9 protein-coding genes are annotated in these 14,301 nt (G+C 61.4%); 8 read left to right on the top strand and 1 reads right to left on the bottom strand.

Annotated features, from left to right (window positions below; all coding sequences use genetic code 11):
* Positions 1 to 85: 85 nt before the first annotated feature.
* From fliL to AB4Z19_RS09380, 8 genes are all read left to right on the top strand, one after another.
* Positions 86 to 601 (top strand): flagellar basal body-associated protein FliL, encoded by a 516-nt coding sequence (fliL, locus tag AB4Z19_RS09415; RefSeq protein WP_442025461.1) that lies wholly within the window; start codon positions 86 to 88, stop codon positions 599 to 601.
* A 15-nt stretch (positions 602 to 616) separates the two neighbouring features.
* Complete coding sequence (gene fliM, locus AB4Z19_RS09410; RefSeq protein WP_442025462.1) at positions 617 to 1,600, top strand: flagellar motor switch protein FliM; 984 nt, start codon at positions 617 to 619, stop codon at positions 1,598 to 1,600.
* Between the two features lie 18 nt (positions 1,601 to 1,618).
* The gene (fliN, locus tag AB4Z19_RS09405) at positions 1,619 to 2,035 is read left to right on the top strand and encodes a flagellar motor switch protein FliN (protein WP_442025463.1); all 417 of its coding nucleotides are present in this window, start codon (positions 1,619 to 1,621) and stop codon (positions 2,033 to 2,035) included.
* Positions 2,032 to 2,664, top strand: coding sequence for a flagellar biosynthetic protein FliO (gene fliO, locus AB4Z19_RS09400; protein WP_442025464.1), 633 nt, complete (start codon positions 2,032 to 2,034; stop codon positions 2,662 to 2,664). The genes fliN and fliO overlap by 4 nt, the downstream gene beginning before the upstream one ends.
* The gene (fliP, locus tag AB4Z19_RS09395) at positions 2,654 to 3,409 is read left to right on the top strand and encodes a flagellar type III secretion system pore protein FliP (protein ID WP_442035093.1); all 756 of its coding nucleotides are present in this window, start codon (positions 2,654 to 2,656) and stop codon (positions 3,407 to 3,409) included. Before fliO ends, fliP begins: the two co-directional genes overlap by 11 nt.
* A gap of 9 nt (positions 3,410 to 3,418) precedes the next feature.
* Positions 3,419 to 3,688 carry a flagellar biosynthesis protein FliQ gene (gene fliQ / locus AB4Z19_RS09390; protein WP_442027231.1) on the top strand — a complete coding sequence of 90 codons (270 nt, stop codon included), beginning with the start codon at positions 3,419 to 3,421 and terminating at the stop codon, positions 3,686 to 3,688.
* A gap of 7 nt (positions 3,689 to 3,695) precedes the next feature.
* The gene (fliR, locus tag AB4Z19_RS09385; RefSeq protein ID WP_442027229.1) at positions 3,696 to 4,517 is read left to right on the top strand and encodes a flagellar biosynthetic protein FliR; all 822 of its coding nucleotides are present in this window, start codon (positions 3,696 to 3,698) and stop codon (positions 4,515 to 4,517) included.
* A 95-nt stretch (positions 4,518 to 4,612) separates the two neighbouring features.
* A complete protein-coding gene (locus AB4Z19_RS09380; protein WP_442035091.1) occupies positions 4,613 to 12,934 on the top strand; it encodes an iron-regulated protein frpC in 8,322 nt (2,773 codons plus the stop codon).
* Between the two features lie 83 nt (positions 12,935 to 13,017).
* Here the strand turns inward: AB4Z19_RS09380 and flgL are convergent, their stop codons facing one another.
* Positions 13,018 to 14,256: a flagellar hook-associated protein FlgL gene (flgL, locus tag AB4Z19_RS09375; RefSeq protein ID WP_442022207.1), complete on the bottom strand. Its 1,239-nt coding sequence runs from the start codon at positions 14,254 to 14,256 to the stop codon at positions 13,018 to 13,020.
* Between the last annotated feature and the right edge of the window lie 45 nt (positions 14,257 to 14,301).

The raw sequence follows: 14,301 nt of genomic DNA, 5'->3' as shown, positions 1-14,301 counted from the left end.
TCCTTCCACCTTCCCGATAATGACATAATGGCGTCATGATCCACTTCGATAGCATGCAAGGGCGAATTTGAAAGCGAATCCAAAAATGAAGGCTGAGGCGAAGCCAGAAGCAGCCCCGGTTGGCGGTGGCTCGAAAAAGAAACTCATCATTATCATTGTCGCTGTGCTCGTCCTGGTCCTGGCCGGCGGCGGTGGCGCGGCCTGGTTCATGCTGAAGGGCAGCGCCGACCATGCGGAAGAAGATGCGCCCAAAGCCAAGAAGACCAAGAAAGCCAAGAATTCCGGGCCGCCGGTGTACGTGCCGGTCGAGCCCTTCACCGTCAACCTGCAGCCGGAAAACGGCGAGCAGTATCTGCAGCTGACCTTCACCCTGCAAGTCGGTACGCTGGAAGAGGTGGAGCTGATCAAGACCAATATGCCGAAGGTGCGCAGCCGCATCCTGTTGCTGTTGTCGAGCAAGCATGCGTCCGAGATCAACACGCCAGAAGGCAAGCAGCAGCTGAGCCAGGAAATCATGCAGGCCGTGAAGCAGCCGTTTGAAGCCGGCGGCGCCGAGCAGGATGTGACCGAAGTGCTGTTCACGTCCTTTATCATTCAGTAAAGTCGTTCAAGCATCATGGCGGATAATTTTCTCTCACAGGAAGAAGTTGATGCCCTTCTGAAGGGCGTCAACGGCGATCAGGATGACGTCGCCGCGCCTGAAGAGGTGGCGGGCGTCCGGACATACAACCTGGCCACTCAGGAACGTATCGTCCGGGGCCGTATGCCGACCCTGGAAATTATCAATGAACGCTTTGCCCGTTTGCTGCGTGTCGGCCTGTTCAACTTCTTGCGCCGCAGCGCGGAAGTGTCGGTCGGTTCGGTACGCGTGTCGAAGTATTCCGAGTTCATCCGCAACCTGGTGGTGCCGACCAATCTGAACCTGGTGCACATGAAGCCGCTGCGCGGCACGGCCCTGATGGTGTTCGATCCGGGCCTGGTGTTCCTGCTGGTCGATAACCTGTTCGGTGGCGACGGCCGCTTCCACACCCGCGTGGAAGGCCGCGACTTTACCCAGACCGAGCAGCGCATCATTCTGCGCATCCTCGATATCGTGTTCGAGGCTTATACCAAATCCTGGGAGCCGGTGTACCCCGTCGAGTTCGAGTACATCCGTTCCGAAATGAATACGCAGTTCGCCAACATCGCCACGCCGAACGAGGTGGTGGTGGCCTCCACATTTACCGTTGAACTGGGTTCGGTGTCCGGCCAGATCCACTTCTGCATGCCGTATTCGATGATCGAGCCGATCCGCGATGCGCTGACCTCCTCGCTGCAAGGCGAGGCGCTGGAAGTGGACAAGCGCTGGATTCGCCTGATGACGCAGCAGATCCAGATCGCTGAAGTCGAGCTGGTGGCGCGCCTCGGCACGGCCAAGGTCAATTTCGATGAAATCCTGAACATGAAGGTCGGAGATGTCATTCCGATCACGATTCCGGAAACCATCGAAGCGACTGTGGACGGTGTGCCCGTGCTCGACTGCACTTATGGCGTCATGAACGGACAATACGCACTTTTAGTGGAGAAATTGCTGTCCAATGCCGATAACCTCGGCAAGTAAGGAATTTAGGAGAGAAACATGTCTGACAATCAAGACGATCAGAACCTGGACGACGATTGGGGTGCCGCGATCGCCGAGCAGGCCGCTGCCGAAGCTGCCGCGATGCAGAACCAGGCCGCCACTGCCGCCGTCTTCAAGGATTTTTCCAAGACTGCCAGCAAGACCGAAACGCATAACGATATCGATTTCATTCTCGACATCCCGGTCCAGCTGACGGTGGAACTGGGCCGCACCAAGATCGCCATCAAGAACCTGCTGCAACTGGCGCAGGGCTCGGTGGTGGAACTGGACGGCCTGGCTGGTGAACCTATGGACGTGCTGGTCAATGGCTGCCTGATTGCACAGGGCGAGGTGGTGGTGGTGAACGACAAGTTCGGTATCCGCCTGACGGACATCATCACGCCTTCCGAACGTATCCGAAAACTGAATAAATGAAGCAAGGTTTATTGTCTGTCACCCTGGTCGCGGCCCTCGTGGCCGCTGGCCCAGCACTGGCCCAGCAAGGCGCCAAAGCTCCCGATACCATTTCCACCAGCGCCAAGCCGGCTGCGACCTCCGCCGGTCCGGCCGATGCAGCGGCAGCCCAGGCCAGCGACGCTGTGCCGGCGGCCCCGGCTGCGCCCGCTGCGGCGGCCCCAGCCACACCCGAGCAGCAAGCGGCATTGGCCGGCGCGCGTCCGGCAGCCCAGGTTGGCTCGGCCCTGCCACCCGCGCCATCGGCGGTGGGCAGCCTGATGCAGACCATCTTCTCGCTGGCCCTGGTGATCGCCCTGCTGGTCGGTCTGGCCTGGCTGCTGAAGCGCTTCGGTCCAAAGACGGTCACCGGCGGCACCACGGTCAAGCTGGTGGGCGCGCTGAGCGTCGGTGCCCGCGAACGCATCCTGGTGGTTGAAGTAGGTGATCAATGGATCGTGGTGGGCGCCTCGCCCGGCCGCATGAACGCGCTGGCCACCATGCAGCGCCAGGAAATGAGCGAAGCCGATCTGGCCAGCGCCACGCCGCTGCCCGGCGCGAATTTCGCCGAGTGGTTCAAACAGACAATCGAAAAGCGCAATGGCAAATAAGCATCTGCAGGTTGCGCGCTGGCTGGGGACCTTCCTGGCCATGAGCATGCCGCTGATCGCGGCCGCCGAACCGACTATCCCCGCCTTCTCCAGCACGCCGGCACCGGGCGGCGGCGTCAGCTATGGCCTGACGCTGCAGACCCTGATCCTGATGACGGCGCTGACCTTCATCCCGGCCGCGCTGCTGATGATGACGGGCTTCACGCGCATCATCATCGTGCTGTCCCTGCTGCGCCAGGCACTGGGCACGCAGTCGGCGCCACCCAACCAGGTGGTGGTCGGTCTGGCATTGTTCCTTACCTTCTTCGTGATGGGTCCGGTGTTCGAGCGCATCTACACGGAGGCCTATGTGCCGCTGGAAGAAAACAAGATCTCCATGACGCAGGCGCTGGAACGCGGCGCGGCGCCGCTGAAGACCTTCATGCTGAAGCAGACGCGCCAGTCCGACCTCGCGCTGTTCGTCAAGATTTCGCGCAGCCCTGCCCTGCAAGGTCCGGAAGATGTGCCGCTGCGCATCCTGGTGCCGGCCTTCATTACCAGCGAGCTGAAGACGGCTTTCCAGATCGGCTTTGCCATCTTCATCCCCTTCCTCATCATCGATATGGTGGTGGCTTCGGTGCTGATGTCGATGGGTATGATGATGATGTCGCCCGCGGTAATTTCCCTGCCCTTCAAGCTCATGCTGTTCGTGCTGGTGGACGGCTGGCAGCTGCTGATCGGCTCACTCGCCCAGAGTTTCTACTAAGGAGGCGCCATGACCCCGGAAACCGTTATGACCATGGCGCGCCAGGCGATGGAAGTCACCCTGATGGTGGCCGCGCCGCTGCTGCTGGTGGCGCTGGTGATCGGTCTGATCGTGTCGATCTTCCAGGCCGCGACCCAGATCAACGAAGCCACGCTGTCCTTCATTCCCAAGCTGGTGGGCGTGTTTGTCGCCCTCGTGGTGGCCGGTCCATGGATGCTGTCCATCATGACCGACTACATGCGCCAGATCCTCACGGGCATCCCGGGCCTGGTCAACTAAGCCGGGCATGCTGACCCTCACCTCCGCCGAGATGAGCACCTGGGTGGCCGGCCTGATGTGGCCGCTTGCCCGCATCCTCGGCCTGATCACGGCCTCGCCGGTGTTCGGCCACACCCGCGTGCCGATTACCGTGAAGCTGCTGCTGGGTCTTAGCCTGGCCATCGTGATCGCGCCCGTCGTGCCGGCCGGTCCCGCCGCCGATCCGGCGTCGCTGGCCGGCTTCCTGATCCTGGCGCAGGAAACGCTGATCGGCATCGCCATGGGCTTTTCCATGCGCATCGTATTCGGCGCGGTGGAGTTCGCCGGCGAGATCAGCAGCCTGACCATGGGTCTCGGCTTTGCGACCTTCTTTGACCCCAATTCCCAGGGCCGCTCTTCGGCCATCAGCCAGTACCTGTCGCTGGTCGGGACCATGCTGTTCCTGGCCGTGAATGGCCACCTGGTATTGATCGAAGCGCTGGCCGAAAGTTTTATCACGGCGCCAATTAGCGCCTTGCCAATGGGCGTCGCCAGCTTCAAACATTTAGCAGATTGGGGCGCCAAGATCTTCAGCGCAGGCCTTCAGCTGTCGTTACCTATTGTGGCGGCGCTGCTGATTACCAATGTGGCACTAGGCATTTTGACAAGAGCAGCGCCCCAGCTGAACCTGTTCGGCATCGGTTTCCCCATCACCCTCGGCGCAGGCATGCTGGTGGTGGTGATGACCCTGCCCTATTTGTCCGGCCCCCTGCAAGCGCTGTTCAATCAAGGCGTCGAAAAGAGCCGCCAACTGCCCCGTGATGCGGCAGAGCAACGCACCAAGTTGGTGCAACCGCGTCCCGCGTCATAGGGAGCCTGTCGCCAGCCGACAGACTTTTACATTTTTTTGATTTCCGTACGGCAATCCCCGTCATATCATGGGGAGGCCTTTGGAGAGCGCAGTTTATGAGCATACCGTACAGCACCGATCAGATCCCGGTCTTCACTACCCAGCAGATGGCCGGTCTGCCCACGGATTTCATTGCGGCATTTGACACCGATCAAATTGTCCTGCTGAGCAATGTACAGCTCGCTGCGCTCGATAGCTGGCAGATTGCTGCCATCGTCACGGAAGATATTGCCGTGATGACCACGAGCCAATTGGGCGGCCTGTCGACCCGCCAGTTTGCCGGTCTGACCTCGGACCAGCTAGCCGCGTTCAACACCGACGATGTCCGCGTCCTGCAAACCCAGCAGTTTGCGACGCTCAACTCGCGCCAGACAGGCGGTCTGTACTCTGATCAGCTGAATGTGCTCGTTTCCGCCCAGATCCGTGCACTGAATACCAGCGCGATTTTTGGTCTGTCCAGCCAGCAAGTTGGCGCCCTTGCCACGGTAACGCTGGACTATCTCACGACCAGCCAGGTCAATGCTTTCAATGGGAATCAGCTGGCGGCCCTGACCACCGACCAGATCGTAGCCCTGAACACGACGCAGTTTGCCAACCTGTCAACAGCCAGCCTGAGCGTGCTGAACACCGACCAGATCGCAGCAATGGAAACGCGCGATCTCGTTGCCCTGAGCAGTTCTCAGATCAACAGCTTATGGGCGGCCCAGGTGCAGGCAATGGGCACCACGCAAGTGAATGCACTGCGTACTCAGCAACTCGCAGCTCTGAACAGCGACCAGATTGGGGCGTTGACCACCGATCAGATACAAGCACTGTCCACGCTTGCCCCATTCAGCTCCGCCCAGTTGCAAGCGCTGTCCTCGCTGCAGGTGTCCGTGCTGGAGACACGCGACATCGCGACCCTGAATGCAGGTCAGCTCAGTTCTCTGCTCGACTTCCAGCTGCAGGCATTGAACAGCGATCAGATCATTGCCCTGTCCACCGCCCAGGTGACGGGCCTAAGTTCGGGCGCGCTGGGCAATCTGACGACTGACCAGATCGGCTACATCGAAACGAATGACTTCCGCTTCATGAGCGGCAATCAACTGCTGGGTCTGAATAGCGACCAGGTCCGCGCATTGACCACTTCCCAATTGCTGGTGCTGAATTCGAGCGCGCTGGCTACTCTGCGTCCGGACCAGATCGCTGCGCTGACCAGCACCCAGCTGAACGCCTTGCAATCTCTGCTGCCGCTGACGACGCTGCAAATCAATGGCCTGACAACAGACCAGATTGCCACTCTGGGCACGCAGGACGTCGCCACGCTCAGTTCATCACAACTGACCGGGCTCTATGACTTGCAATGGCAGGCCATGACCTCTGACCAGCTGATCGCCATGACGGGTGCTCAGTTGGGCAGCCTGCCGACGGCCGTGCTGAACATGCTGTTTACGCAGCAGATTGCCGCCCTGGAAACCCGCGATATCGCTGCCCTCTCCACGCGCCAGATCGCAGCCCTCGATTCGTCTCACCTGCAAGCGTTGACCACGGACCAGTTCGGTGCATTGACCACGCAGGAAGTCCGGGCGCTCACCACCGACCAGATTCAGATGCTGAGCACCGATCAGATCGCTGTGCTCAAATCGCTGGCGGGGCTCAGCAGCACGCAGGTGGGCAGCCTGACCACGATTCAAATTGCCGCGCTCAGCACGCGCTTGCTGGCCACGCTCGCACCGAGCCAGCTTAACCTGCTCAGCAGCGACCAGGCCGCCGCACTCAATACCGATCAGATCGTCGCTCTCACCACCGCTCAGTTCCAACAGCTGAGCAGCCAGACTTTGGCCGCGCTCAACAGCGACCAGATGGCTGCTATCGAAACCCGCGACATTGCGGCCTTGCTGACCTCGCAAATCGCACTGCTCAGCACAGACCAGCTGCTGGCACTCAACACGGATCAGATCAGGGCGCTGACTTCGGCGGAAACTGCGGCTCTGACCACCGACCAGCTGCCGGCTCTGACCACCGATCAACTGGACGCGCTGAAGAATTTCAGTGCGTTGAACAGCCGCCAGATCGGCGCATTGACCACCGATCAGATCGCCAATCTGACGACGGCCATCATCGCTGGATTGGCCACCAAGCAGATGGCCGCGCTCAACAGCGATCAGGCCCACGCCCTGACCACGGACCAGCTGGTCGCGCTCAACAGCGCGCAACTGGCCGCCATGAGCACGGCGGCGCTGGCGGCGCTTGGGACCGATGCGCTTGGCGCCATCGAAACCCGCGACGTGCCCGGCATCAAGACCAGCCAGCTGGCATCGCTGAACACCGCACAGATTGCTGCACTGACCACCGCGCAAATCAAAGCCCTGACCACCGCCGACATCCGCGTGCTGAACAGCGATCAGCTGGCGGCGCTGAACAGCGACCAGTTGGGCGCCTTCTCCAATTACGCGGGTCTGAGCAGCAAGCAGATCGGTTTCCTGACCACCGACCAGCTGGCCACACTGGCGACGCAGAACCTGGCCAAACTGAGCACCGGCCAGGTCGTTGGACTGCGCAGCGACCAGCTCGTGGCGCTTACGACTGACCAGATCGTCGCCCTGAGCACCGGCCAGGTGCGCGCGCTGACGACGTCCGCGCTGGCGGGCCTGAACAGCGACCAGCTGGGCGCCATGCAGATCGTCGACCTGCAAGCATTAACGACGCGCCAGATCCAGGCATTGGGTACCGAGCAGTTGGCAGCGCTGAACACCTATCAGCTCTTCAACCTGAGCACCGCCGATATCGCCTCGCTGACGCTCACCCAAGTGGCGGCCCTGAGCAGCACCCAGCTGGATGCTCTACGTGACCTGGGCGCCCTGCGCACCACGCAGATCGCCGTGCTGAACAGCGACCAGATCGCGACGCTGACCACTGCCGACCTGACCATGCTGAAGACCAGCCAGGTCGGTTTCCTGCGCTCCGAGCAACTGGCTGCACTGACCACTGATCAGATCATTGCATTGACCACGGCCCAGATCCGCGCCCTGTCCACGGCTGGCCTGCAAGGCTGGAACACCGACCAGATCGGCGCCATCGCCCTTAACGACTTGCAGGCGATGCGCTCTAACCAGCTGAACACGCTGAACACGGACCAGATCCGCGCGCTGAGCACCCAGCAGATTGCCGCCATGTCCACGCAGCAGATTGCCGCGCTGACGCCGACTCAGAAAAGCGCCCTGACCAGCCAGCAGCTGAACGCCCTGCCCTCGCTGGCATCGTTCAGCACGGCTGCCATCGCCGCGCTGACTACCGACCAGATCGCTGCCCTGAGTCTGGGCGCGCTGGGGAGTCTCAAAACCAATCAGATCGCCGTGCTGACGTCCGATCAGATCCGTGCCATCACCACTGATGGCATCGTCGCGTTGAATACGGCCCAGGTGCGCTCGCTCAGCACGTCGGCACTCAATGCGCTGACCAGCGACCAGGTCGCCGCCATCGAAATCGTTGACCTGCAAGCGCTGCGCAGCAATCAGATTGCCGCGATGTCGACCGATCAGTTGGCGGCCTTCACCAGTGCCCAGTTCGCGGCTCTGCCAACGGCGGACATCGGTGCCCTGACTACGCAGCAAATTGCATCGCTGACTACCCAGCAGATCGGCTGGCTCGCCACGCTGGCACCGCTCAACAGCCGTCAGATTGCCGGCTTGACGACAGACCAGATTGCCAGCCTGAATCCGTCGGCCATTCCGACCTTCAAGACAAACCAGTTGGCCGGTCTGAACAGCGTTCAAATTGGCGCGCTGACCACCGACGAGATCGTGGCGCTGACGACCCAGCAAGTGAAGAGTCTCACGACGCAAGCGCTGGCAGGCCTGAATACCGACCAGATTGCGGCGATCGAATTGGGCGACATCATTGTCCTGAACTCGCGCCAGATTCAGACCCTGAACACGGACCAGATCGCAGCACTGACCACACTGCAGCTCTCCGTACTGACTTCTACGGAAGTGGCGGCATTGACGTCGCGCCAGCTGGGGGCACTCAGCTCGGCACAGCTGGGCGCGCTCAATTCCCTGGCAGCGCTGGGCACGGCCCAGATTCGCGGCATGAACAGTGACCAGATCGCAGCCCTGACGCCGGCCAAGGTCGCGGCACTGAAGACCAACCAGATTGCCGCGTTCACCTCGGCCCAGATTCCGTTCTTCAGTACCGACCAGATCTTCTCGCTGACCAGCACGCAGATCCGCGCCATTTCCTCGCCGGTGCTGAACGCGCTCAACAGCGACCAGGTGCAGGCGCTGTCGTTGCCGGATGTCGCCGCGCTCACCACAGCCCAGATCATCAACCTCGGCAGCGACCAGCTGACGGCGTTGACGCCGACTCAAATGCTAATGCTGACAACGCAGGAAATCGCTGCGCTGCCGACCCGCTACCTCAATCTGCTGAGCACCAACCAGATAGATGCGCTGTCTACGCTGGCCTCAATGGGCTCGGCCCAGATCGCCGCGCTGAGCACGGACCAGTTGTTGTCGTTATCCGTTCCGGATTTCATGGCGCTCAAGACCAACCAGATTGCAGGCCTAAGCAGCGCCCAGATCAGCGGCCTCAGCACAGCGCAAATCGCATTGATGAACTCGGCGCAGATCCGCGCTCTGAACCTGTTCACGATTCGCGGACTGACTACCGACCAGATCCAGGCCATCGAATTGCCGGATCTGAAGGCCATGAATACGCTGCAGATCACCGCCTTCACCACCGACCAGATGCAGGCGCTGACCACGGACCAGCTGCGCGCGATGACCAGCCAGGAAATCGCCGTGCTGTCGCCAACCCAGCTGGCGGCGCTGACGCCGGCCCAGCTGGCTGCACTGGGCAATGTCATCGATTACACGACCCAGCAGATTGCCGCTCTCAGCACCGACCGCATCCTGGCACTGACCACCGACGACCTGGTGGCGCTGAGCACGAAGCAGATCGCCGCGCTGACGCCGGTCCAGATCGCGGTGATGACCAGCGACCAGATTATCGCCATGACCGCGACGCAGTACGGTGCGCTATCCACGCGCACCATTGCAGCCCTGACCACGGATCAGATTCCATTTATCGAGTTCGGCGACCTGGCTGCTCTGAAGACGGCGCAGGTGGCGTCGCTGACCAGCGACCAATTGTTGACCCTCAGCACCGATCAGATCAGTTCGCTGACATCCGTTGAGATCGCTGCCCTGCGCACCAATCAGATTAACCTGCTAAGCACAGACCAGATCGCTGCATTGCCCACCCTGATCAGCCTGACCAGCGCGCAAATGCATGCGCTGACCAGTGACCAGATCGTCATGCTCGATCCATACAAGATCGGCTCGCTGAAAACCAACCAGATCGCCGGCCTGTCGCAAACCCAGATCGGCTTCCTGAACAGCGATCAGGTGATTGCGCTTACCACTTCCCAGTATGGCGCCCTAGCAACCCGCACCATCCAGGCACTGACTACCGACCAGATTCCGTGGATCGAGTACCAGGACCTGGCGGCGCTGAAATCGTCTCAGGTGGCAGCACTGACCACTGACCAGCTGCTGGCGATCACAACCGACCAGATCAGCGCTCTGAGTACCGCGGGCATCGCCGCCTTGAGTCCAGGCCAGGTGCAGAACCTGACGCCAGACCAGATTGCAAATCTCAGCTCACGCCAGGTGGCATCGCTGTCCACGCGTGCTGTCAATGCGCTGACGCAGACCCAGATTCAGTATCTGGAACTGGGCGATCTGGCAGCCATGCGTACCGACGAGATCCGTGCTCTGAACTCGGACCAATTGGCAGTGCTGAGCAGCGATCAGGTCATGGCATTAACGTCCAAGCAGGTCGCGGCCCTGAGCACGCTGCAGTTGTCCTTCCTGACGCCTGACCAGTTCCTGCTGCTCGGCCCATTGAAGGGTCTTACCTCGACCCAGATCGCTGCCCTGCCAACCGACCGCATCTCGCAGCTGGATGCCAACCAGATCGCGGGGCTGAGCACGTCCCAGATTGCTGGCATTACCAGCCGCCAGAGCCAGGCCCTGACCACCGACCAGATCATTGCGCTGAGCTCGCAGCAAATGCGCGCGCTCAGCACTTCCGCCCTGCGCGCCCTGAACAGCGACCAGCTGCTGGCGATGGAGCTCGGCGACCTGGCTTCGCTGACCACGCAGCAATTCGTTTCGCTGACAACGGACCAGCTGAGCGTCTTCGGTTCCGACCAAATGCAGTCGCTGTCCACGGCCGAACTAAATGCCATGACCAGCGTACAAGTACGTGCCCTGACCTCCGACCAGCTCGGCTACATGGGCAATCTCGGCAGTTTCGGCACCAGCCAGATCGCGGCGCTGACCAGCGACCAGTTCATGTCGCTCGATGACGGCCACCTGCAGACCCTGCGCACGGCCCAGATCGCCGGCTTGAACAGCAAGCAGTTCGGCTACCTGAGTCCGAGCCAGATCACCGCGCTGACCGGCCAGCAAATGAAGGCGATCACCGCGTCCGTGATCGGCACGCTGAGCACTGACCAGATCCTGGCAATCGATGCCGGCGACCTGGCAGTGATGACCACGGCCCAGCTGAGCACGCTCAAAACCGCCCAGATTGCGATAATGAGCAGCGAGCAAATCGGTGCGCTGACGACAACCGAACTCGCCGCGCTGAACACACTGCAGATCGGCGCCCTCAGCGCCACCCAGCTGGACGCATTGAGCACGCTGAAACCTCTGACCTCGCTGCAGATCGGCGCGCTGAATTCTACCCAGCTGGCGTCCTTCGATCAGCCGCAGATGAGTACGCTGACCACCTTGCAGGTCAGCGGCCTCAGCAGCCGCCAGATTGGCTGGCTGAATACGGACCAGATCAACCAGCTGAGTACCGCCCAGGTACGCGCTCTCAGCACTGGGGCGCTGCGCGGACTGAGCAGCGACCAGCTGGCCGCTCTGACTGTTGGCGAGATCCAGGCCTTGAGCACGACTCAGCTGACTTCGCTGCGTACCGACCAGATCGGTGAACTGAGTACCGATCAGATCAGCCAGCTGAGCACGAAGACATTGCAGGCGCTGGCCAGCGCACAGATCAAGGGCCTCACGGCCGATCAATTGCTGAGCATAGGGACGCTGTCTGTCTTCACAACCGGCCAGATTGGCGGCTTGTCGTCGGCCCAATTCGCAGCGATGGACCCAACGCTGGCCAATACGCTGACGACGGCACAGATGTCGCAGCTTAACGGCGCCCAGGCAACCGGTTTCGGCACCCAGCAACTGGCGACCATGACCAGCGACCAGATTGCCACGCTGGCCACGCGGGCACTGGTAGCACTGAATTCCGACCAGCTGCAGGCCCTGAGCGCCGACGAAATCGGTTCGCTGATGACAGCGCAGATAGGTGCGCTGTCGACCACGCAGATTACGTTCCTGTCCACCAATCAGGTCAGCATCCTGTCGACCGCACAGGTGCGCGCGCTGAAGTCGCCGCAGATCAAGGCGCTGACCAGCGATCAGCTGGTGTCGATGTCGGTGACCGAGTTTGCTGCCTTCAGCTCGGCCCAGGCGGCTGCGCTGACGACGGCGCAGCTGGCAGCCATGACGCCGGACCAGCGCGACGCTGCCGGTCTGGTCAGCCCGCTGGTGCTGGACCTGGATGGCAATGGTATCCGCACTCTGTCGTTGGCGGCGGGTGTGAAATTCGACATTGCGGCCAGCGGCGACAAGGCAAGCACCGGCTGGGTTGGTTCCGGCGACGGCTTGCTGGCACTGGACCGCAACCACGATGGGGTCATCAACGATGGCAGCGAGCTGTTCGGCACGGCGTCGCCGCTGTCCAGTGGTGGCAAGGCGAGCGATGGCTTCAATGCGCTTGGCGACCTCGATACCAACAAGGATGGCGTCATCGACAGCAAGGACGCGGCGTTCGCCGACCTGCGCGTGTGGGTGGATGCGAATGCGGATGGCATCAGCGAATCCGGCGAGCTGAAGACGCTGGACGAACTCCACATCGCCAGCTTGTCGGCGAAAGGCCAGGCCACCAGTGCGCTCGATAACGGCAACTGGATCGGCCAGCAGTCCAGCTACACCAGCACGGACGGCAGCCAGCATGAAGTGGCCGACGTGTGGTTCCAGACCTCGATGCGCGCGAAAGTGAATTCCCTGAGCAATGCGATTGGCGAGTTCACAGGCAACACGGAGTCGGCCAGCACCGCCGCAAACAGTCTGCCGATGCTGAACCCGGCAGATGCGGCAGCGGGCAACGCTGCCGGCACACTGGCCACCAGCGTCGCTTCGCTGACACAGCAGATCGAGCACTTCCAGAACGCGGGCGGTGCTGCTGCTTCGGGCTTGGCGCATGCGGACACTGACTGGTTCCGCAAGAGCCCTGCCCTGCACGGCATCCTGGCGGCGAAATAAGCTGAAGGGCCGGGGCAACCCGGCCCGCCCAGGCGAAAAAAAAGCCGGTCACGCGACCGGCTTTTTTTATTGACGCTAAGCGCTTAGATGAAGTTGAACAGCGACAAGCTGGTGATTTCTTTGTACGACTTCTGCGCCGCTTCCAGATTGATCTGCTGCTGCGTGAACTGGGAAATGGCAACCACCGGGTCCACTTCCGTCAGATTCGACAGCGTCGTCGCGTATTGCAGTTTCAAGTCGTCACCGGAACTGTCCAGGTAGTCCAGCTCTTTCAGATTGGCGCCCACGGTTGCGCGCACCGACAGCATATTGTCCGTTGCCGAATCGACGTTCGAGTTGGCGATATTCAGCGCATTGGTCAGCTGTGCCTGTCCGGCCGGACCGCTGCCGCCGGCGCGCAGTGCACCGATCAGGTCTTTCACGGTTTTGAAAATGGACTGGTTCTGGCTTGGGTCCACCGTGAACACATCGCCGTTGGCCGGCGCGCCGCTGACGGACATTTGCATGCCGTCAAAGGCAATACTCTCGCCTTCCTTGTAAGGCACAGGCGTTGGCGTCACCAGATTGCCCGTGGTCACATCGGTCACGCTGTAGGCGTAAGTAGCCGGTGTGCCGGGTGTTGCTGGCGTCACGGTGAAGGCAATCGAATACTGGTGGCCGGTCAGCTGGCTGGCGTCCTTCACCGAACCGGGCGAGATCACGCCGGTGCCGCCACGGCCGTAATTGGCTGGGTCGGCCGCGGTCTGGAAAGTGCCGTTGCCGGTGACATTGTTCTCAAAAATGGACGCACCGGATGCGCTGATCGGTAGCTGGCGCGAGGAGCCCACTTGCAGCTCACGCTGGCCGGAATCGCCCTGATAGGCGGCGCCGCTTGCGGTAGGCGTGAATGGCAGCGTGGACGAACGATAGCCGGCGAACAGATACCCGCCCGCACCATCGGCCGTGTTGGCCACGCCCATCAAGTCGGCCAGACGGCCATCCAGTTCCGTTGCCAGCGCTTCGCGGTCGGTCTGGCTCAGACTGCCGTTACCGGCGTTCACGATCAGGGTCTTGATGTCCTGCAGCAGGCTGGTGCCCGAACCGAGCGCCTGGTCCACCTGGGACAGAGAGCTGCGCGCATTGTCGCGGTTGGTCTGGAACTGCGCGTTCATCGACTGCGACTGGGTCACTTCCAGCGCGCGTGCGCTGGCAATCGGATCGTCTGCCGGAGTCAGCACGCGCAAGCCGGAAGACAGCTGGTTCTGCGTCTTGGCGAGCGAGGTCTGCAGCCTGCTCAGCTGAGTCACGCCGCTATCAAAAATTGCTTTGGAGCTGATGCGCATTACCATAATGCTTCTATTCCTTTCCGGACCACTGCCTTATTAACG

It is taken from the genome of Pseudoduganella sp. RAF19 (genome assembly GCF_052114165.1).
Classification (GTDB): Bacteria; Pseudomonadota; Gammaproteobacteria; order Burkholderiales; family Burkholderiaceae_D; genus Rugamonas.
The sequence above is the reverse complement of the archived record's forward strand: the minus strand, read 5'-3'. Positions and strand labels throughout refer to the sequence as shown.